The 20,801-nt window shown below is 27.6% G+C and carries 21 protein-coding genes, 1 pseudogene and 1 other annotated feature; of the genes and pseudogenes, 5 read left to right on the top strand and 17 right to left on the bottom strand.

Annotated elements, in window-relative coordinates; all coding sequences use genetic code 11:
• Positions 1-4 precede the first annotated feature (4 nt).
• Positions 5-556, bottom strand: a complete 552-nt coding sequence (locus OW730_RS13475) for a hypothetical protein (protein WP_271224575.1) — start codon at positions 554-556, stop codon at positions 5-7.
• Between the two features lie 105 nt (positions 557-661).
• Positions 662-790 carry a hypothetical protein gene (locus OW730_RS13470; protein WP_271224574.1) on the bottom strand — a complete coding sequence of 43 codons (129 nt, stop codon included), beginning with the start codon at positions 788-790 and terminating at the stop codon, positions 662-664.
• Positions 791-1,033: 243 nt separating this feature from the next.
• Between OW730_RS13470 and plsY the strand changes: the two genes are divergently transcribed.
• The gene (gene plsY, locus OW730_RS13465) at positions 1,034-1,642 is read left to right on the top strand and encodes a glycerol-3-phosphate 1-O-acyltransferase PlsY (protein ID WP_271224573.1); all 609 of its coding nucleotides are present in this window, start codon (positions 1,034-1,036) and stop codon (positions 1,640-1,642) included.
• Positions 1,643-1,746: 104 nt separating this feature from the next.
• Here plsY and OW730_RS13460 read toward each other — a convergent pair whose 3' ends face one another.
• From OW730_RS13460 to OW730_RS13450, 3 genes are all read right to left on the bottom strand, one after another.
• Complete coding sequence (locus OW730_RS13460) at positions 1,747-2,025, bottom strand: CD3324 family protein (protein ID WP_271224572.1); 279 nt, start codon at positions 2,023-2,025, stop codon at positions 1,747-1,749.
• Between the two features lie 292 nt (positions 2,026-2,317).
• The gene (locus tag OW730_RS13455) at positions 2,318-2,620 is read right to left on the bottom strand and encodes a hypothetical protein (protein ID WP_271224571.1); all 303 of its coding nucleotides are present in this window, start codon (positions 2,618-2,620) and stop codon (positions 2,318-2,320) included.
• Between the two features lie 98 nt (positions 2,621-2,718).
• Positions 2,719-3,144 (bottom strand): GNAT family N-acetyltransferase, encoded by a 426-nt coding sequence (locus OW730_RS13450; RefSeq protein ID WP_271224570.1) that lies wholly within the window; start codon positions 3,142-3,144, stop codon positions 2,719-2,721.
• 312 nt (positions 3,145-3,456) lie between these two features.
• Here OW730_RS13450 and OW730_RS13445 point away from each other — a divergent pair, with 312 nt between their 5' ends.
• Positions 3,457-4,500, top strand: coding sequence for a serine hydrolase domain-containing protein (locus OW730_RS13445; protein WP_271224569.1), 1,044 nt, complete (start codon positions 3,457-3,459; stop codon positions 4,498-4,500).
• A 66-nt stretch (positions 4,501-4,566) separates the two neighbouring features.
• On the opposite strand, the gene OW730_RS13440 is transcribed toward OW730_RS13445, so the two are convergent.
• Positions 4,567-5,472 (bottom strand): GNAT family N-acetyltransferase, encoded by a 906-nt coding sequence (locus OW730_RS13440; RefSeq protein WP_271224568.1) that lies wholly within the window; start codon positions 5,470-5,472, stop codon positions 4,567-4,569.
• Between the two features lie 202 nt (positions 5,473-5,674).
• On the opposite strand from OW730_RS13440, the gene OW730_RS13435 reads away from it, so the two are divergent.
• Positions 5,675-6,070, top strand: coding sequence for a 2TM domain-containing protein (locus tag OW730_RS13435; protein ID WP_271224567.1), 396 nt, complete (start codon positions 5,675-5,677; stop codon positions 6,068-6,070).
• Positions 6,071-6,088: 18 nt separating this feature from the next.
• On the opposite strand, the gene cysS is transcribed toward OW730_RS13435, so the two are convergent.
• A complete protein-coding gene (gene cysS / locus OW730_RS13430) occupies positions 6,089-7,504 on the bottom strand; it encodes a cysteine--tRNA ligase (RefSeq protein WP_271224566.1) in 1,416 nt (471 codons plus the stop codon).
• Positions 7,505-8,072: 568 nt separating this feature from the next.
• A complete protein-coding gene (locus tag OW730_RS13425) occupies positions 8,073-8,672 on the bottom strand; it encodes an HD domain-containing protein (protein WP_271224565.1) in 600 nt (199 codons plus the stop codon).
• A 192-nt stretch (positions 8,673-8,864) separates the two neighbouring features.
• On the opposite strand from OW730_RS13425, the gene OW730_RS13420 reads away from it, so the two are divergent.
• On the top strand, positions 8,865-9,146 hold the full coding sequence (locus tag OW730_RS13420; RefSeq protein WP_271224564.1) for a hypothetical protein: 282 nt from the start codon (positions 8,865-8,867) through the stop codon (positions 9,144-9,146).
• 123 nt (positions 9,147-9,269) lie between these two features.
• On the opposite strand, the gene OW730_RS13415 is transcribed toward OW730_RS13420, so the two are convergent.
• The 5 genes and pseudogenes from OW730_RS13415 to OW730_RS13395 all read right to left on the bottom strand — a co-directional run bounded on the left by OW730_RS13415 (position 9,270) and on the right by OW730_RS13395 (position 15,142).
• On the bottom strand, positions 9,270-10,589 hold the full coding sequence (locus tag OW730_RS13415; protein WP_271224563.1) for a S41 family peptidase: 1,320 nt from the start codon (positions 10,587-10,589) through the stop codon (positions 9,270-9,272).
• Between the two features lie 294 nt (positions 10,590-10,883).
• Positions 10,884-11,000, bottom strand: a pseudogene (locus tag OW730_RS13410) (arsenate reductase family protein); the annotation flags it as partial.
• 46 nt (positions 11,001-11,046) lie between these two features.
• On the bottom strand, positions 11,047-12,669 hold the full coding sequence (gene metG / locus OW730_RS13405) for a methionine--tRNA ligase (RefSeq protein ID WP_271224562.1): 1,623 nt from the start codon (positions 12,667-12,669) through the stop codon (positions 11,047-11,049).
• 125 nt (positions 12,670-12,794) lie between these two features.
• Positions 12,795-13,053, bottom strand: a binding site (T-box leader).
• A 67-nt stretch (positions 13,054-13,120) separates the two neighbouring features.
• A complete protein-coding gene (locus OW730_RS13400; RefSeq protein WP_271224561.1) occupies positions 13,121-13,954 on the bottom strand; it encodes a CvfB family protein in 834 nt (277 codons plus the stop codon).
• Positions 13,955-14,026: 72 nt separating this feature from the next.
• Positions 14,027-15,142: a hypothetical protein gene (locus tag OW730_RS13395; RefSeq protein WP_271224560.1), complete on the bottom strand. Its 1,116-nt coding sequence runs from the start codon at positions 15,140-15,142 to the stop codon at positions 14,027-14,029.
• Between the two features lie 160 nt (positions 15,143-15,302).
• Here OW730_RS13395 and OW730_RS13390 point away from each other — a divergent pair, with 160 nt between their 5' ends.
• Positions 15,303-16,622: a methyl-accepting chemotaxis protein gene (locus OW730_RS13390; protein WP_271224559.1), complete on the top strand. Its 1,320-nt coding sequence runs from the start codon at positions 15,303-15,305 to the stop codon at positions 16,620-16,622.
• A 96-nt stretch (positions 16,623-16,718) separates the two neighbouring features.
• Here the strand turns inward: OW730_RS13390 and OW730_RS13385 are convergent, their stop codons facing one another.
• The 4 genes from OW730_RS13385 to OW730_RS13370 all read right to left on the bottom strand — a co-directional run bounded on the left by OW730_RS13385 (position 16,719) and on the right by OW730_RS13370 (position 20,732).
• Positions 16,719-17,279 carry a hypothetical protein gene (locus tag OW730_RS13385; protein WP_271224558.1) on the bottom strand — a complete coding sequence of 187 codons (561 nt, stop codon included), beginning with the start codon at positions 17,277-17,279 and terminating at the stop codon, positions 16,719-16,721.
• Between the two features lie 224 nt (positions 17,280-17,503).
• Entirely contained in the window at positions 17,504-17,800 is a 297-nt protein-coding gene (locus tag OW730_RS13380; RefSeq protein ID WP_271224557.1) for a hypothetical protein, read from the bottom strand.
• Positions 17,801-18,075: 275 nt separating this feature from the next.
• Positions 18,076-18,804 carry a hypothetical protein gene (locus OW730_RS13375; protein ID WP_271224556.1) on the bottom strand — a complete coding sequence of 243 codons (729 nt, stop codon included), beginning with the start codon at positions 18,802-18,804 and terminating at the stop codon, positions 18,076-18,078.
• Positions 18,805-18,929: 125 nt separating this feature from the next.
• A complete protein-coding gene (locus OW730_RS13370) occupies positions 18,930-20,732 on the bottom strand; it encodes a MutS-related protein (RefSeq protein WP_271224555.1) in 1,803 nt (600 codons plus the stop codon).
• Positions 20,733-20,801: the final 69 nt, after the last annotated feature.

Below are 20,801 nucleotides of genomic sequence, written 5' to 3'. Positions count from 1 at the left end.
CTGGTTACTTTCTATCAATTAATACATGTTCATTTAAATATTCAACTCTCTCTTGAAAATCTCTTTTCATAAAATATTGATTAAACTCTCTTTTAATTCCCTTTTCATCTATGACTTCAAAATAAATTTTTTTCTTTCCTACAGGTTTGAATATAATTATATCTTTCCAATGATAGAATACAATTTTTCTTCCTAATACAGATTTACCAACACCTTCTGTAGTAATTATATATTCACTACAACAAGTTAACATATTAAAAAAATATAATGCTGAAAAATTAATTATACTGAAAATTTGATGATATTCTTTAGTTATAATGGAATTTACTATCAATCCAATTATAACCAACAACAATATAAAAAAAATATATCTTAGAAAAACTCCAAACCTATTTCCTAAGAAATTGGTTTTAAACCTTACTTCTTCAAAATCTTGATCAAATCTTGGCTTTCTCATCATAAAAAACCAAAGATATGATGTACAAATCACTACAATACAAGCTAAAATCCCCTGAAAAATCAACATACTTATCCCCTTTCTGCTATACTTGTCCATTAACGAAGTCAATTATATGTTTATAATCCTTTCTCTTAAAAATAACTGTATATTCTTTCTTCTTTCCTTTATCATCTATAACTGCATATTTTCCTTTTCTCTTACCTATAAAATTGAACTCGATAATATCATTCCATTAATTTTTGCTCTCTTATGACTATCGATTGTTGATGAAATCATTATTAAAACTAACACTAACATGAATAAATTTAATATTACTGAAACAATATCCATAACTAATTCATCCCCTCGTTTATAAGGTATATATTACCTTGTTTAGTAGTTAAAATTATTATACTATGTTTCCATATAATAGTCAAGTTACTAATTCTTTATATATATTATTATATTTTCTCACTCAAAATCAACCCATTCCCAGTTTCTTATTGATTCAACACATAACCTTCTTTATAATAGTTAATGTAGTTATAAAAGCAAACGATTTAATACATACAAATTATTGAAGGGAGTTTTTTAATGAGTATCTACATATTACCCATTATTCTTCTTGGATACTTAGTAGGTAGTATACCTTTTTCATTTTTGACTGCTAAGTATTTAGGTAAAATTGACATTAGAAATTACGGAAGTGGTAATTCAGGTGCTACTAATGTTCTTAGAACCTTAGGAAAGAAAGCAGGAACCGTAGCTTTCATTGGAGATTTTCTTAAGGGATTTATATTAGTGACAATAGTTAAATCTGTTTTAGGATTAGATTTAGCCATAATATGCTCTATTTCTGCTGTATTTGGCCACTGTTATCCAATTTATCTAAAATTTAAGGGTGGAAAAGGAGTTGCTACTTCAGGAGGAACAATATTTGCATTATATCCATTAGTAGGAGTTATATTGGCAATTTGTTTGTTTACAATTGTAAAAGTATCTAAAATGGTTTCTCTTGGCTCTATATCAGCAGCGTTTCTGTTACCAATTATTTCTTTATTATTAAATACTGAAAAATCCTTCTTGATTTACTCTATTATTGCTGGGTTGTTTGTTATATATAAACATAAAGCTAATATATCTAGATTAATTCAAGGAAAAGAGTCAAAATTAGGATCTAAACCGATAAAGAAAAATCCTTAATGTTTATACCTAATAAAACTTATATAATTTCATTACAATATAAAAGGATACTTTACTATCAACAATTGATAATAAAGTATCCTTTTATATTTCTATAATATTTATTAAGCACAAAGTTTCCTCATTTCTCGTATAATTCTGCTTATACTTTTTTCTGAAAGAAAATATTGCTCTGCTAATTCACTTACAGCGCAACCACTATTGTACTTATTAAATATCTCTTTATTTCTTTCTTTTAAACTACGTCTTGTTCCGTTCTTCTCGCCCCAAGACTTCTCATTTCCATTTTTTCTTGGAATGTATAGATATTCTCCATCTACATATTCCTGAATTATCTTAATTACCTCTTCAGGTAAAATATTTTTAGCTTTAACATATCCCATATCTTTGCTCCTCCTAATATTAAATGAATATTCGGATAAGCAAAGACTACTACAGAAGTAGTACAATGTGTGTTAAGCCTAATTTAATAAATAACCCTTTTTAGCTATATTTCTATTAGGCTCCAAGCAAACTTTAGCCGACTTCAATTAATAGTCTTTGCTTGGAGCTTTATCATTGTTAGAACATCTAAATCTTAAAATATAATTAATCATTCATATCCCCCCTAAGTAAATAATCATGTATTAATTTTATCATCATTTTTTTTTTTTGTAAATATAGCCATTAATTAACTTATTTACACTTCTTCTTTATTCCCTCATATAAATAGTTAAGATGTTCTGTATCTCCACCTTCACTTTTTAATTTATCTATTCTAATCTTAGCTTTACTTAAAGTTTCTCTAGCTTCTCTGAAATCTTTAAGTTTTATACAATTGCTAGTATATTCTAGTAAATAATCAATTTTTGTGACCATTTCTGCCAAGTCACTTCTATCTTCATTCATAAGTTCAACTAATAAATTATATATTTTTTCTGAAGTTCTATTTTTATATGTTTTTAAAAAATCATTATTTCTACTTGTTATCTTTGGCATTTCCTTCTCCTCTTTCTACTTATCAGTATGTACAAGAAATTTCATCCTATACTTCTTATGATTTTAACATATTTTTTACTCTAAAAAAATATAAATCCTTAACTATATTTATACCTTAATATAACTTCTTTATCCATAATATCCCCTGTTCTTTTAAATCCAATATTCTCATAAACATGAAGCGCTCTTTTATTTTCTGGACTTGTACTAGTGAAAAATTCATTACAATTATACTTGTCTTTTACAAGTGTTAATAATTTCTTTACTGCCGCTGTACCGTATCCTTTATTTTGATGTACTTCATCAATATATAATCTATACATCCATAACTCCCCATATTCATCAATAGCATACATAATAAACCCTACTAAAGTATCCTGGTGATATATACAACATGGATACCAATTATCAAACACATAGGCTTGAACAATAGATAAAATATTACTTGCCATGTACTCAGAGCTCCCCATTGTAATACATTTTTTATAGTTATGCTTATTTATTGGTTCAAGTCTTATATTCATAAAATTCTCCAACTCATTTATATAAGTTCCCCCCCATTTCTAATGATATCAGTATATCATCACTAAATTTTTTATTAAACCTCACAAATGATACATAATTAAATTTGAGCGTATTTACTTGTTTAGTGTTTTTTGTTTACATTGTTTTAGTTTACATAATTTTAAATATGTAAATATATCTTGTTAAGGATCTTCGTTTTTATATAATAATGTTATAAATATTGAATTATTTGTTATATATTGGTATAATAGTTTTTAAATTGATTCATCAAAAAGGGGGGGAATCCAGATTAAAAATTTTTTTCAATCTGGATGAAAATCATCATGTTAAATAAAGAAATAAAAATAAATTTAGAAAATAAAATTGAACATTATATTAATGATTTAGTAAAAGATAATAAATTTAGTGGTTCTGTTCTTATTTCAGTAAATGGAGATAAGCTTTTAAGCAGAGGATACAATAAGTCAAATTATGAACTTCTAACTGATAACACTAAAGATACAAAATATCGTATTGGTTCTTTAACAAAGCAGTTTACTGCTGCTGCCATATTACAGCTTGAGAAGAAAGGTTTATTAAGTATAGATGATAAATTGAATAAATATATTTCTGATTACCCAAAGGGAGATGAAATCTCTATCCATAATTTATTAACTCATACATCAGGGATATTTAATTATACTGATGATGAAACTTTTGATTCAATGATGAGAAAATCTCATACAATATATGAATTGATTGATGAATTCAAGTATAAGAAATTGAACTTCACTCCAGGTGAAAAATACTCATATTCAAATTCGGGATATATTCTCTTAGGTTATATTATTGAAAAGGTAAGCGGTATTTCATATAAAGATTATGTTGAAAAAAACATATTTAACTTTTTGAATATGCATGATTCTGGTTACTCAACGGATAATAAATTACTGTTAAATAAAGCCTCTGGTTATGATTATCATGAAGCAGGATTAGAGAATTGTACTTTTATTGATATGAGTGTGCCACATGCAGCTGGTGCTTTACATTCAACTGTAGAGGATTTATTTTTATGGAATAATTATTTACTTAAACTTAATAAGGATAATACTGATAGTTTAAATAAACTATTTAATAGATATGTTAAAACTGAGGAAGGCGATTTCTATGGATATGGATTAGTGATTAAAGATCTAAAACTTAAGAATAAACCTTTTACATCCATATCCCATTATGGTGGTATAGATGGTTTCTTATCATTTAGTGGTATATATCCTGAATACAATTTACAAATAGTTGTATTGAATAATCTAATAAGTCCATTTTTTCAAGAAATTGTTGAAAATATTTGTTCTATTACTTTGGACTTTTTATAAGTAAAAAAAGAGGCTCATATAAAAGCCTCTTTTTCATTTACTTCCTAACTTACTTCATTTATTTTATTAGTTAAAATCTGTTATTCTGTAGTTATAGCATCCCATTGTTTCAATTTTTTTAAATCCTTCTTGAAAATAAAGTCTTAATGCATTCTCATTCTCAGCATTTACTGATAGCATAGATTGAGGCATACCTTTACTTTTTCCAAAATTTATAGCTGCTCTTAATAATTTTCTGCCAAGTCCTTTTCCTTGATATTCAGGTATTACACATAATGAGAATATAAAAGTGTATAATTTATCCTCTGTGATTTCTCTAGACATAGCCACCTGCCCTACTGGTTTTTCCTTATGATAAAGTAGTTTCATTCCATCTTCTAATATAAGTTCATCACCTTCCAGACTACTTACCCAGTCTGGCGTTATAGGAATTTCACTTCCTGCAAGTTTTTCAAATCCAGCATTTCTAACCACACACCAATCCTCTTCATCCCATCCGAATTGTAATGTTCTAAGTTCATACTCTTTTGGAAATATTACTTCAGCAATATCTTCTTTCTCTCTGGCAAGGCAATAAGAGTATCTCTCAATTTCAAATCCTAAGCTTTTAATTATCTTAATAACTTCTGAATTATCTTCATTTACAAAATTATAGAGTTTATCTATTCCTTCAATTTCATTCAAAGCCGCTTCAAGTAGCATACTATAGGACTCTCTATTTCTATACATGCTATGAAATATCCTTATACGTGCTTTTTTTCCTTTTCTATTGTATGAATCAATTATCAGTGATATTGCGCCAATAATTATCCCTTGTTCATTAAGTAAAATATATGTAGGATTCTCTTCATCAGGTGTAAAATCCCTTAGATCTTCATCATATAAAAATGAATCATCTACTTGCCCTCTATAACTCTTGCAGTACTGAACAAACTCTTCAATTCTATCATTATTCATTTTTCGTACTCTCAAATTAATCCCTCCAAATTAGTATCAAATCAATTTCATAAACCACTTTATATTCCATATTATAGCATTTGATATATTGTACTAGAACCCCATAAATGATACATAATTAAACTTAATCCATTTAGCAAAGCTTTATTATTTTTGACATCTTTTACTTTTAATTGTAAAATAATAAAATAGTGAGAACATTTGAGGAGGGTTATAAATGAGCAATAATCATACTAATAATGAAGTGAAGGATAACGCATTAATGAATGAAGCTAAAAAGAGATTAAAACTCAAAAGAAATTTTAAAGAACATAGAAATGCTTTCTTGATTGTTAACGGCGCTTTTTTCTTAATGGATTTTATTGGTGATAAGTCTCTGGACTGGGCATACTATCTTGCAATTCTATGGGGAATTGGTTTAGCATTTGATTACATAGATACTGTAAAAAAACTACGCCATAGAAATGAACTCGAAAAAGAAATGGAATACTTAAAGAAAACTCAAAAGTATAACTGTATTGAAGATAATAAAACTGATTACTCAAATCCATACTCATCAGAAAATATGAGCCAAGCTCAAAAGAAGGTACAGGCAAAAAAATTGGATCAATAATGATCCAATTTTTTATTTCTACTTAAACTTCCAAGTGCTTACTTCCTTATTGTCAATAATTTCAATATTCATTTTCTCGAGTAAGTCTCTTATTTCATCAGCCTTTGACCAATCTTTATTTTTTCTAGCCTCAGCTCTTTCAATCAGCAATTTATTAATTCTTTCTTCGTCAATATCACTCTGTGATTTCTCCTTACTAAAATTCATAAGGTCAAGGGACAAAACTTTATCAAATTCATTGATAATAAATATTTTTTCTTGTGCATTTAACTCCTTATCCTTCAAGACTTCATAAATCACTGTAATTCCATTAGGTGTATTTAAGTCATCATTAATCTGCTCTCTGAATTTCTCAATATATTTTTTTGTGTCGACATTATCAATTAACCCTTCATTTGAGCTTAAGGATTCATACACTCTCTTTATCTTCTCTTTTAATAACTCATACTCTTGTTTAGCTTTATCTAATGCCATATAACTAAAGACTAATTGTTTTCTATATCTTGATAGAAGACACATAAATCTGTAGTGAATTGGCTCATACCCTTTCTCTTCCAATAGAGATACGGTTAAAAACTCACCTTTTGATTTAGACATTTTACCATCCTGTAATACTAAAAATTCTCCATGTATCCAATAATTAACCCACTTCTTTCCTGTAGCACTTTCCGATTGTGCAATCTCATTTGTATGATGAATTGGTATATGATCCACTCCACCACAATGAATATCAATTTTCTCTCCTAAATATTCCATTGACATTACTGAGCACTCTAAATGCCATCCTGGAAACCCTCTTCCCCAAGGGGAATCCCACTGCATGATTTGATTTTTAAACTTGGAATTAGTAAACCATAATACAAAATCCATAGGATTTCTCTTACCTTCATCTATCTCTATTCTCTTTCCTGCCTCTAACCCTTCCATATTTAACCCTGCAAAATCTGAATATGAGGGGAATTTATCTATAGAAAAATAAACATTTCCATTTGAGATATAAGTGTACCCTTTCTCTTCTAACTTTCGAATAAATTTTATCATTTGTTGGATATGCTCTGTTGCTCTACATGAGATATTTGGTGCAGCAATGTTTAATTTTACGCAATCTTCAAAAAACTTTTCTTCATAAAATCTTGCAATTTCCCAAACGGTCTTCCCTTCCCGTTGTGCTCCTAGAACCATTTTATCTTCACCTGTATCACTATCTGATTCTAAATGCCCCACATCTGTGATATTCATAACATGTTTTACCTTTAATCCATTAAATTCTAATGTTTTCTTTAATATATCTTCAAAAATATAAGTTCTTAGATTGCCAATATGGGCATAATTGTATACTGTTGGTCCACAAGTATATAAAGATACCTCATTTTCAAGTATAGGTTTAAAATCAATTTTTTTTCTTCCCAACGTATTGTAGAATTTAATACTCATAATTACCCTCCCTTATTTAAAAACAAATGGAGAATTGAGAATGAAGAATTGAGAATGCTGGATGTTTCTGCATTCGTAGAAACTTCATGTTATTATTCATTAGGACAAGAGGTTTTTACTCATTTTATCTTTAGATAAAATATTATATTTAAAATTCAATGTTTCATGTTTATGAAACGAGTGGAAACCCATTGTAAAAGAAACATTAAAATTAAAATTTCTCGAAGAGAAATGTCCATCATTATACATTCTCCATTTCCCATTCTCAATTCGCTTTTCTATTTCCCCTCCTTTTAGTTTTATATCAAAAAAAGGCTGCAGTTATCCTGCAGCCTTTATGATAAATTTATATTTAGTTTAAAATTTACACAATAAAAGTTTCTCTATGATTTTGGCCGCATAAATGCTGTTTTAAATTTTCTTTAATATTTAAACAACAGCAACAACATGTAACTAGTAATTTCATAATACGGCCTCCTAAATGTAATAAATTAACTTATTTTAACATTAAATGATAAATAGTTCAAGAATTTTATTAAAAAATTTCTCTAATGTAGTTTTTAAGTTTCTATTTAAATGTGTTCTCTATAACCCCAGGTAAAACATCATAAATAGACTTTCCAATTTTTCTTTCAAAATACTCTTTATTTTCGAAAACCTTCTTCCACTTTCTTAATGTGTAATCATTAAATCCGTGCCTCATAGAAACACCTACCAACCTTTTTTCAATTAATAAAAATCCATCGTCAAGTGCTAATGCATCTGCAAGCTGACATAATAAATCATAATCATCAAACTTCTTTTTATCTAAAAATTCTCTAACAAATTCCTTTTCTTCTTCATCACAATCCCATTCTCCACAACCATCCATCATGTCTCCAGTTGGATGTGAATGAGTCAAGCATATTCTAGCAGCATCTTCAAATCCTAATTCAATTAAATAGTTATATCCCTCTAAGGTATGTCTCATACCAGTTCTACCCACTCTACGTCCAATATCATGTATCATAGCGAAAGCTTGTGCCTTATTTTCATCTAATCCCTCACACTCTTTAGCAATATTTCTAGCCGCTAGTCCTGCGTTTATACAATGTCCCACCCACTGACCAGGATTTAATCTTCCACCTTCTTCTAATAGCTCTCTTGCTTTTTCAACAGTAAGTTCCATTTTCCTCCCCAACCTTCCTCATAATTACTCAATATTATAATATTACACAAAAATTTCCAGCAAGTCAATTATATTTATCTATGTGTTTTACTTTATTTAATCATTTACTTATTTATTTTTAACTTTTAATAGCATTAACAAAATTTATTATTATATATATATTATTATAGAGAATAATTTAAGGAGATACTAATGAATATTTATAGATTTAAGCAAGAGAATATTTTTCTTAATAATGAGAATTATACTATGATTCCTTTACAACTACTAAATCATGACTTTTTTATGAGTCGTCCAAGTGCTTCAGTAATAGCAAAACTAGGTGGTTCTATGAAGTACGGCGGTATTTCACCTTACTATGGATTTTTACCAGCCCCATTATCAACATATAAAGAGCTTATAAAAGAATATAATAAAATCAATAATCCTCCTTCATCTTTCACTAATAACCAAGACTCTGTATCTGATTCGTAATATTATTAAAAAAAAGATTACATGATAGTTATTTTCTATATGTAATCTTTTTTATTATATTATAAGGTTATGTTAGGGATTATAGAACTCCTTCCATCTTAGTATGGAAACGTCCTGTTGGACTTATTTTCTATTTTTCAGTATTCTATCAAGAACAGGATCTCTATTTTCAATATAATCTTTTAAGGTAACTTCTATATTAACATCTGGACTAAAAGAATCTATATCTTCATCAATATTTTTAAAATATTTTGTTGAATAATAAACTCTCAATTGTGAATTTTTTAAATCAAAGTAATTTGTTTCACCATAACTATTAGGTTTGCCACCCGTACTTTCACCTATTAAAGTAGCATTTGTATTTTCCTTAGCATACATAGCACCTAAAACTCCTGAGGAGAATGTATCCCTCCCAATTATAACAAATAATTTATCAGCATGATTCATTTGCTTTTCTACTACAAAAATCCTATCAATGAATTCTCTCAAATAACGGTCGTCACCACCCATATTATTACGTAAATCTATAATAAGTCTTTCTGCTTGATTTTCATTAAGTACATTAAACAATTCTATTCTGAATTCATCCATCGGTCTATCTTCCATCACACGACATCTATTATATTTAAAGTATAATGTTTTTGAATCTTGCAAATATTCGTACCAGTAATGTTGACTTGAATTTTTTCTATACAAGGGTGTATTTTCATTTTCTTCAAGTACCCATTCTGTATTTTCATCGAAATGTTTTGATTTAACATCGATATTAATTAAATTACCTTCAAGGTCTTTAAAGGCAAAAATTGCACTATCCGTATTTTTAACTATATTTAAACCATGTAACCTTTCAGGTACACTTATGTATCTAGGTAATATACTTTTAATCCATTGTGAATTTTCGTGTGATATTGTTTTAGAGATACCTTGAATAATTTCATCAACATTTGTCCCATCAATACTTACAAGTTGATTATACAGAATGTTTTCATACTTTTTACTTGTGTTAATTACGTAAATGTTATTTTCAAACCAATAAAATTTCAGTGGTAATAGTTTTTCACTTTTAATATAACCATTTGTATGAGCGTCACCAACAGATGCAACAATTTTAAGAAATCCCACCTTAATTTCATTGTCATTTAAATATGGTATTTGCTTTTTTAATCCTTCTATTTGTTTTTGAAAATTATCTTGTGTAGTATTAAAAAATAAGTTCTTATGCCTTCTAGGTAACTCAGTTGCTAAATAATCAATATCCTCAATCCATTTTTCATCTGATAGTTCTCTGTTTAATTTTTTTTTAGTTTTTTGCTGATTTTTATTAATTTCATTTTCTACTTTTGTATTTTGAGCTTGTTTACTATTCCCACATAAAAATATTGAACTGGAAATAATAACTATACTACATACTAAAGCTATGATTGTGATTTTATTAGTTTTCATTAGTTTATACGCCTCCCTAGGTGTAGATATCTGTTTTAAAATCATAGTTTCAACTTGTTCCAAATGACTATATTTATTATATTATTACTACTCATTTTTGATTTTTATTGACTTCCCATTATCAAAAAATCCTTCTTTTATATCTTTTAATTCAGTTTCTACTTTAAATTCACTTTGAACATGCTTAATCATTCTACTCAATATTCAATAATTTTTAATAATATACTAAATACTATTTGACTACTCAATAAAAATGAGGGGTAGTAGATCCCCCCTCATATGAAAATACTATAATTACTTTTTTAATAATTTCTCTTCCCATTCAGCAGTTTTAAAACCCACAAGTACAAAATCATCTCCAACAAGCAATGGTCTCTTCACTAACATTCCATCAGTAGAAAGCAAAGAAATATTATAACACCATTTCTTAAATAATTCTATAAACTTAGTAAATAAACTAATTTTGTCCATTTAATCTTCTTAATTCTTCTTCTATAGCTTTTTTATCAATTCTTTCAAATAATTTTTTAACACCTTTTAAATCTGATAACCCTTCAATATTAACTTCACTCCATTTAATATTATTGATTCCCAGTTCTCTTCGTATTTCACTAGCACTTTTAGGCAAGAATGGCTCTAGAAGTATTGACAGATTAGCAATAATATAAACAATATTATGAATAGTGTTATTGCATTTTTCTCTATCCTCTTTAAAAGTAATCCATGGTGTTTCTTTATCAAAATACTTATTACCATATCTTACATAACTAAATATCTCTTCTATACTCTTTTTATACTCACCATTTTCGATTTTTTCTCCTACACTCTTAAATACGTTTTTGGTTAATTCTTGTATTTCTTTATTAACCTTGCCACTAGGTATTATATTATCAAAAGATTTTTCAATATATGAAAGAGTTCTATTAACCAAGTTCCCAAATGCACCAAGTAGTTCGCCATTATGACGATTCACAAAGTCCTTCCATGAAAAATCTGAATCTCTTCTTTCAGGTCCATTAGCTAATAAATAATATCTTAATGAATCACTATTATATCTACTTAGAAAATCCTTTGTCCAAATCGCCCAGTTTCTACTAGTGGAAAGTTTTTTACCTTCAATGGTAAGATATTCGCTAGATATAATACTATCTGGAAGTTTAAACTCTTGACTTATCCCTTTCAATATTGAAGGAAATATGATTGTATGAAATGGAATATTATCTTTTCCATGCACAAAGTACTTCTTAACCTCACTGCCCTCCCAAAAGTCTCTCCAATCTTCCCTCACCTTTACTGATGATGTTAAATATCCACAAACTGCTTCTATCCAAACATATATCTTTTTCTTTTCATACCCCTCAAATGGTACGTCTATTCCCCAAGAGAGATCTCTCGTTACTGCTCTATCATGTAATCCCTCTTTTAAATATGATAAAGTTTGATTAACTGCATTTTCTCTCCAAAGATTTTTATTCTCCTTAACTAATTTCTCTATATCATTTTGAAATGCTGACAGCTTAAAATATAAATGTTTCGTTTTTCTTAATTCAGGACTTTCACCACAATTCTTACATACAGGATTTATTAGCTCTGTTGGGGAGAGTAACTTTGAACAATAATCACATTGATCTCCTCTAGCTGTCAATCCACAAAAGGGACACTCCCCTTCAATAAATCTGTCTGCAAGAAATTCATCACAACTTTTACAATAAAATTGCTCACTTTCCTTTTCATAAATATAACCATTCTTTTTAATTGTAACTAGTAATCTCTTTACTTCTTCATAATGTTCCTTGTAATATGTTGCACCATAAAAATCATATGAGAAATCTAATTCATGGAATGTTTTCTCAAACTCTCTATGATATTTTTCAGCTATCTCTTTAGGCGACTTCTTCTCCTTCTTACCTCTTAAAGCAATAGGACTTCCATGACAATCACTACCTGAGACATATAATACATCATCTCCCTTTAATCTATGATACCTAGCTAAGACATCTCCTGGTAACAACGCTGCAATGTGTCCAAGATGTAATGCTCCATTTGCATAAGGCCATGCGCCTCCAATAAATACTTTCATTTTAATTTCTCCCTTCACTTTTTTAGCCTTTAACATGAAGACAGATATTTGTTATTTAGTTAAACTAAATACATATATGAGAATAAAAATACAATTTTTGGGTAAAATAAAAACTCCCATCCCTATAAAGGGACGAGAGTATATCTCGCGGTACCACCCTAATTCATTAACATCTCACAATACCAATCTCTTCAAGTACGGCATATAGCGTATACTCTAGCACTATAACGGGTGCAAATTCCCGGCTCAACCTACTCACCTATTTAGGTATTCGACCTGCAGTTCAAAGACCATTTTCCCTTAAAAATTCATCTCTCCATTCCACCATACTGGAGTTCTCTGTGCATGTCTTTAAAAGGTACTTTCTCTTATCAAAACTTTTACATTAATTTTAATTAATACTACTATATAATTAATTATATGTCAACTATTTCTTTATGTTCTAAATTAATTAAACTAATCTTATACCCTCACTATCAATGGTAATTTTTTTTGCTTTATATAGACTTCCTATAGCTCTTTTAAATGCATTCTTACTCATATTAAATTCAGCCTTTATTTCATCAGGATTACTCTTATCATGTAATGGTAAGAATCCTCCATTCTTTTCCAATCTATCTAAAATTAGCTTAGCATCGTCTCCCATTTGAACTTCAAGCTCTCTTCTCATAGAAAGATCCAGTTTACCATCATATCTTCTTCTAATTACTCTAGCCTTTATTTCATCTCCTGGATATACCTTTCTATACAACTCATTCTCTGGGATAAGACCTCTATATTTATTATCAACAGCCACAAATACTCCTACATCTTCTTTAATCTTGTAAACTACTCCATTAACGTAGTCACCAGTTTTATATGGTGATTCATCGCTTAAATATTTGTATACTGATGTTGTTCCGCAAAGTCTGCCTGATTTATCTTCATAAATTGCAAATAGATAACTTTGTCCTTTTCTTAATTTATAATATTGTTGTTTAAAAGGAACTAATAGATCCTTTTCAAGACCCCAATCAACAAATGCGCCTATTGTAGCATTGTCTACAACTTCTAAATAAGCAACCTCTCCAAGTTGAGCGTATGGCTCATTAGTTGTAGCTATTAATCGGTCCTTTGAATCTTTATAAATGAAAACCTCAATCACATCACCAATATCTGCACCTTTAGGGATTTGTTTCTTTGGAAGAAAAACATCATCCTCATCATGTTCTTGTACTCCAACATATGCACCGTGTTCTACAATTCTTTTTATCTCTAAATCTTGATATGTTCCAATTTTTATCATATTTCTCCACCTTTGTATTTAAGTTAACTCTATATATTTTACCACATAAGTATAGAATATCAAATAAAATTACTAATAAATATCATATTCAAAATCATCAATTTCAAAATCAGTGTATCTATTTCCATTAATTATATCAAATATATCACTTTTTTTAATTTTATTTTGTCCATATGGATTTAAAAATATCCTGCTCATACCGCTATTAAAATTTATAAAAATTAATGCTGAAATGTATTTAACAACATCCTTCACTAAAAGATTATCATCTAATCTACCATCAAATCGTATTGCTTTCTTATTGCATTTATTCAATTCCATAAAGGTTCTTCTAGCTAATGCTCTCAAAGCAGTATTAGTATTTTTTAGATTCCCCTTATCATAAAAGTTATTGAAAGAATCTGAAAAGGAACAAATTAATATGAAGGGTTTATTTATAGTAAATTGAGATGCCTTCCTAATACAGAAAAATTTATTTTCTCTTGCAAATCTGTACGGATCGAACTCTTTACGTTGTCTTTTCTTAACAAGCTTTATATTATCTTTACCTATATCAAGTATCCTAATATTCCATCTTAATCCTTCAATAAAATAACTATGTTTCTTTTCAAGTGCTTCTACAATGTCTTTCATACTATCAAAAGCATATTTAGAAATATCTTTATAACTTGAATCTCTTAACCCTTCAATATAAACAATCTTACCTTTAAATTGCTCTTGTAATTTTCTTCTAAAAATCTCTCTTGCATAAAATTGAATTCCAAATGATTTTATATCGAAATAAATTTCTTTTTTATCAATAACCCCATCCAATTCAACTCTTTTTTTGTTTAGCAGTTCTTCACTATCAATCATTACTTGAGGAGTAAATTTTATTTTCATCTCAAACATCCAAACATAAGCCATCAATTCACAATATTGTCCATAAAAATTATTTGCTGAAAATAAATTTAACAACCATGATTTTATTTTCTTTTTATTTACAATTTTTTTTCTATAATAGTACTTCATAAATTTTATTATTCTTTGTATATGTTCTTTATTATTAGAAAAACTATTTAACTCTCTATCATATTCTTCATCAATTATATAATTATTAATTTTATCCTTTAAATTTAATGATTTTATAATTTTAAATTCATTCTCGAATACATCAATAAGAAAATATATACTATGCTTCTCACTCATAGCTAAGTCTCCTATACATAAATATTAATAATGCATCTAAATTTTTCCCTTTTATAAACGATATTTAAATTAATATAAAAACTTCTATGTTAATTTATATGCTGAATTATTACATATAAATACTTTAAAGTATTTATATGTACAAGAAGGGAGCTTGCATATGGGAAAAAATTTAACTACTAGACGTAAAGCATTATTAACGATGTTTCTTACATCGATTATATGTATTCTTTTATGTATAGTAGCTTTGAAGCACTTTACGGATAAAAAACTGGCTGAATTACTTGTTGGTCAACCTAAAGAAACTATTCAATCATTATCTAAGCATATTATTACATCTAATGTAATAATTGTAACAATTAGCTTTATTGCATTAACATTAATGTTCATGTACATATTAAGTAGAATTTTGAAATGGTTAAGGATGATTCAAGGTTCTATTGAAACTGTAAAAAATTTAAACTTGAAAGAAAGAGAAAATTTAGGAGAAAGAAAAGATGAATTTGCACTTATTTTAAATGATCTGAATGAAATGAAATTTTCTATTTCCTCTACATTAAATGAGATATCTACGCATTCTAATAAACTAAATTCATTCTCTAATACATTAACTTCTACATTTGAATCTACAACACAAAAAGGAGATACAATAAAAATTTCCCTTAATGAGATTAATGAAGCCTCAAGACATCAAGCTTCAATGAATTTACAAGGAGCTAATGATATGGAGGTGCTTTCAAAAGATATTAATGATATCTTAAATAATACAGAAAATCTTAATAATGAAATACACGAACTAAATACAAAAACTGTAGAATCCATTAATGAGTTAAATAAGCTATCCTCTACTTCAGATGAGAATGCTGAATTATCTCAAATAATTCAAAATGTTATTAATTCCATGAACAAAAAATTAAATGATATTAAAGATAGTATAACAACTATTGGAGAAATTGCTTCAAAGACAAATATGTTAGCTTTAAATGCAGCTATTGAATCTGCTAGAGCTGGAGAAGCAGGAAGAGGCTTTTCTGTAGTAGCTGATGAAATACGAACTCTTGCTGAACAAACCTCACATTTTACAAATATAATTTATACAAAAATAGATGAGATTGATATTGAAGCATCTAATGCCTCTACAGCTGCAAGTAAAAATATAATTGTTTCCTCTGATAACCTTAACATAACTAATACAGCTGTAAGTGACATTAAATCACTATCTTTTTCATTAGATAACCTTGCTAATTTAGTTAAAGATATCACTGCTTCAGCTTCGTCTATAAATGTAAAAAAAGATACTACTTTGACATTACTTCAAGAGATTACTTCAACATCAGAGGAAATTTCGGCTAATATCGATGAAATTTCTTCACAATATGATGAGATAAATAAAAATCTTTCTATTCTTAACGATGATTCAAAAATTATTGAAGATTTATCTGATACACTGGATAAAGAGATTAATAAATTTATAATTTAAAATTATGTCACATTTATTTTTAATAGCAAATTAAGGGGGATTGATTTCAATCCCCCTTAAAATAATAATAAAATAATATAAATTATAATTGCAGATTTATACCAATACTTCTATACCATTACAAGCTAAATCTTTTATCTTACCTGTGTAAATCAATTTAAACTCATCTGCCTCAAGGAAATCTGTAGGAGTAACAAATTCACTAGGCTTATCCACTATTTGTATTCCTGCTTTCTTAAATATTACATCAACAAACTGTGAGCAGAAATAATAATTGCTTCTCTTATAAGAAACTCCTATTGCACATGTAATTAGTCCTATGAAATTATACCTTAATTTATCTGCATTTTCTTGAAACTCTTCTATAGCATCCTTTAATCTTAAATACTCATCCTCATTAACCTTAAATTCAAAAATTCCACATTCAGCATTTTTGAAACGCTTGTACACCCCTTGATCAAGCTCTTCAGTAACAAAACCACCCCATATGGGACAGAAAGATATTTTTCTACCAAAACTATAGAAATTAGTTAAATCTTGTTCTAATGAAATTGATACATGTGAATATGGTGCCTTAGTATATTTTTTTATAGCTTTACTAAGAAACGTACCAGTATAGGAGAGCATGATATACACAGTCCTATGATTGTCTTTCAAAACCCCTCATCCTCCATATTAGTCAATATAAACTATTGTAACATTATTTTTAAAACTTCATATCTATTATTATATCGTCATTTATACTTTTTCACAAACTATTTTATAAAATTATTTGTTTATATATACTGTTTTACCAATTCTTTAGAAAAAGATATCTTTAATTAACTATTTTATAAAATCTAGATAAGGTCTTTTATCAAAGGAATAGGCAATGGACATGATTAATAAAAGATATTTTCATCATTCTGTGGAATATATATGTGTTCTCCACAATGTGGGCAATACTTATACTCCTCTAATAATTTTGTAACTTGAAGTTTTTTACCACATTTTGGACAAACAAATTTTGTCATAGCATAATATGATGATAGGATAAAGATTATTATTGTACAGAAATTCACACTAAAGGGTACTTCTAATAGATATAATATAAATGAAATTACAACACCCATTGTTAAGATTATTTTACTAATGGTTCTATATAGAATGCTTTTTTTGAACTCCTCAAAATAATTCACTTCTCCACCTCCCATTACCATTATTTTACTACATTTTTCAGAAAATTTAAACTATAAAAAAACAGATTGATTTTTAATCAATCTGATTTTGTTGACAAAATCACAATATATTGTATTCACTCTGTTTTCTGTCTTTAGAGTTTCAGGTTGTTGAAAGAGTTCAAGATCAAGGAACAAGGCGAACGAGCAGCGGAGTGTACGCATTATGTACTCGAGCAGCACAGAGAGCCTTAGTGACGCCGAGATTGGACTTTTTCAACAGCCTGAGATTGATTTTAATCAATCTGTTTTTTGGATATATATTTATTTAAAATCCCTTTAATCATACTTAAATTGCTATTTTCAGTATTCTTTTTAAAATTAGATTCATACCAATTTTTTTCAATACTTCCTGTGTTAATATATTTAATATAACTCTCAATAATTTCTCTATATGTTAATATATTAGTTTTATTTCCTATGGAATAACTCAAATTATGAGATTGTTTTTTTATTATTTCTCCCTTAAAATTTTCACTTTCAAATACCATGCCAATGGTGATATCTTTAATTAAGTTTTCAATTTCTGAAGTAAAATTATTATTTTCTGTTTCTACTTTACCACTATTAGTGGAATATTTATTATCTCTAGTTTTTTTATCATATACTTTTCGTTCATTAGTATTTTTATGATTATATGTTTTCTTTTTATCTCTGGAATCATTATAGCCCTTATTACTCTTTCTTGTGTTATCATTTCTACTTTGACTTAAGTTATTTTTATCTTTTGGCTGATTTGCCCTATTACTATGAGCTCTATGAGTATTGTTTGTATTGTGTTTGTTATTCTCATTAGTATTATTTACTTTTGAAATTTGTTTTTCATTAGATTTTTGGTTTACCTCTTGTTCATTATTTTTTTTTGAATCCATTTTAATATTTTGACTTTTTATTATTTCCTTTTCATTCTCATTCTTTTTTTTATTAAATAAAGTTTTAATTTTATTTATTATTCCATTTCCCATCATTTGTCCTCCAACTTTTATGTTAATAATTATACTTATTTATATTCTATCATAATTTTCTTAAATAAACCATTTTACCCATATGAGAAAACAACACTACTATATGAAAATAATTTCATTATTAACTAATCTGTAATAATATCTATCCCTATTAATTTCATTAAATATTGAGCATTTGCAGTTGTAGATTTACCTGCTTTTAATTTATAATCAAATTTAATTTTATTATTTTCATATGATTCTTCAAAGTGGTAATTTGCGATTCTATTATTATCTGCTCCTTCAAGTTTACACAATTCAAAATCATGAGTTGAAATACCCCCAATTATCCATGATTGATTTAATTTATGCAAAACACTCTTTGCACCTAATATCCTGTCATTAGAGTTAGTTCCTCTAAAAATTTCATCTATTAGGAAGATCATATTCTTTTCTTTATTTGAACTATCTATTATTTTCTTTATTCTCTTCAATTCAGCATAAAAAGTTGATATTCCTGCATTAAGATCATCTTCTATCCTCATTGAAGTATTAATATCCATAATTGAGCATTCCATATCTTCAGCACATACTGGTGCTCCAGCATAGGCTAAAACCAAATTAACACCAATAGTTCTTAAAAATGTTGTTTTACCTGACATATTTGAACCAGTTATAACAAATATTCTGTTACTTAAATCAACATTATTACAAACTCTTTCTTCATTTTTAATTAAAGGATGCCCTAAATTCAAACTTTTTAACATAGTTCCATTCTCATGTATCTTGGGATATGATACTTTATCATTTGTATGTACAAGAACTGAAAAACTAATTATACACTCAAACTCGTTAATAACTTCAAACCATCTTTTAATATTAGATTTATAATCCTTTCTCCATCTTTCTAAGTACATTACACATCTAAAATCACCTAAAAGAATAATATTAAATATTATAAAGGAAAGGATATTATATCTCATCTGAATTTTATTAATGATTTTTTCAAGTTCATCTATAGCATCTTGAACATTTTTCTCCCCATTAAATAATTCACTTTTCATTTTTATTAAGTGTTTATCTTTAAAATCTTCATTTTTCACATTCATAATAAGACTTCTATATTCTTCTAATATATCTTTAAATTTAAAAATTTCGCTTAAAGAGTTTGAGGATTTCCATAATCCATATACTGCAAAAACTCCATGATAAAACAATAATATCAATAACGTTAAAATGAAATTCCCTCTATAAAACAAAGTTAATCCAATAATTATAATATCCAAGAAATGTATTCCATTGATTAAAATCCTTAAATTTAAATTTCTAAAAGTTTTCTCATTACTTTCTAAAAAATCAATTAGCTCCTTAGAACCATCTTCTCCATTATACTTTTCACTAGGGGAAGCCATATTCTCACAAAACTCAATTTTTTTACTAATCTCTTCCACTGCACTTTGTCTATTGACTATTTCTTCACCATTTCTTTTTCCATTTTTCAATAAAGATGCTAGTCTATTTCTACCTAATGTAGTTCTTGTTGAATTTATTAGCTGAAACAATGATTTTGCTCCAAATATATCTAAATCACTTGAGTACTTGTGTTCTTTATCCAAAAATTCATTTCCTTTATCAGCAAATTCTATCCAAGTACCTTCAAATCTTTTTATGTATTTTTTATTTACTTCAATCAATTCTTTTAGTTTATAAACCTTTTTTCTAGTTTTATTATGTTCATGTACACAATAAAGAAAGATAATACCACCTGCAAAACAACTTAATAATAATATAATATTCTTTGATCCACTAGAATAATAAAAGTACAAAGCTATAAAAGATATTACTATCGAAATCAATCTTAACATCCCAAATATATTTGATTTTCTTTTCATATTCTTAATTTCAATTTTGTATTTGTTTAATTTATTTTGAAATATTTCTTTATTCATTATATATTCCTCTCATTATAATTTTCTTCAATAAAATTATATCACATAAATTAATCTACCACGAAACAA

It is taken from the genome of Oceanirhabdus sp. W0125-5, assembly GCF_027938815.1.
Lineage (GTDB): Bacteria > Bacillota > Clostridia > Clostridiales > Clostridiaceae > Oceanirhabdus.
This window is presented reverse-complemented; position numbering and strand designations above follow the sequence as displayed.

Bases quoted from the DNA above. Each gene is read 5' to 3' on its own strand.
- OW730_RS13460 (WP_271224572.1), bottom strand. From the start codon at position 2,025: ATGGGATATGTTAAAGCTAAAAATATTTTACCTGAAGAGGTAATTAAG.
- OW730_RS13435 (WP_271224567.1), top strand. From the start codon at position 5,675: ATGAGCAATAATCATACTAATAATGAAGTGAAGGATAACGCATTAATG.
- OW730_RS13370 (WP_271224555.1), bottom strand. From the start codon at position 20,732: ATGAATAAAGAAATATTTCAAAATAAATTAAACAAATACAAAATTGAA.
- OW730_RS13420 (WP_271224564.1), top strand. From the start codon at position 8,865: ATGAATATTTATAGATTTAAGCAAGAGAATATTTTTCTTAATAATGAG.
- cysS (WP_271224566.1), bottom strand. From the start codon at position 7,504: ATGAGTATTAAATTCTACAATACGTTGGGAAGAAAAAAAATTGATTTT.
- OW730_RS13450 (WP_271224570.1), bottom strand. From the start codon at position 3,144: ATGAATATAAGACTTGAACCAATAAATAAGCATAACTATAAAAAATGT.
- OW730_RS13400 (WP_271224561.1), bottom strand. From the start codon at position 13,954: ATGATAAAAATTGGAACATATCAAGATTTAGAGATAAAAAGAATTGTA.
- OW730_RS13470 (WP_271224574.1), bottom strand. From the start codon at position 790: ATGGATATTGTTTCAGTAATATTAAATTTATTCATGTTAGTGTTAGTT.
- OW730_RS13425 (WP_271224565.1), bottom strand. From the start codon at position 8,672: ATGGAACTTACTGTTGAAAAAGCAAGAGAGCTATTAGAAGAAGGTGGA.
- OW730_RS13375 (WP_271224556.1), bottom strand. From the start codon at position 18,804: ATGGGAAATGGAATAATAAATAAAATTAAAACTTTATTTAATAAAAAA.
- OW730_RS13475 (WP_271224575.1), bottom strand. From the start codon at position 556: ATGGACAAGTATAGCAGAAAGGGGATAAGTATGTTGATTTTTCAGGGG.
- OW730_RS13455 (WP_271224571.1), bottom strand. From the start codon at position 2,620: ATGCCAAAGATAACAAGTAGAAATAATGATTTTTTAAAAACATATAAA.
- OW730_RS13395 (WP_271224560.1), bottom strand. From the start codon at position 15,142: ATGAGTGAGAAGCATAGTATATATTTTCTTATTGATGTATTCGAGAAT.
- metG (WP_271224562.1), bottom strand. From the start codon at position 12,669: ATGAAAGTATTTATTGGAGGCGCATGGCCTTATGCAAATGGAGCATTA.
- OW730_RS13390 (WP_271224559.1), top strand. From the start codon at position 15,303: ATGGGAAAAAATTTAACTACTAGACGTAAAGCATTATTAACGATGTTT.
- OW730_RS13445 (WP_271224569.1), top strand. From the start codon at position 3,457: ATGAAAATCATCATGTTAAATAAAGAAATAAAAATAAATTTAGAAAAT.
- plsY (WP_271224573.1), top strand. From the start codon at position 1,034: ATGAGTATCTACATATTACCCATTATTCTTCTTGGATACTTAGTAGGT.
- OW730_RS13415 (WP_271224563.1), bottom strand. From the start codon at position 10,589: ATGAAAACTAATAAAATCACAATCATAGCTTTAGTATGTAGTATAGTT.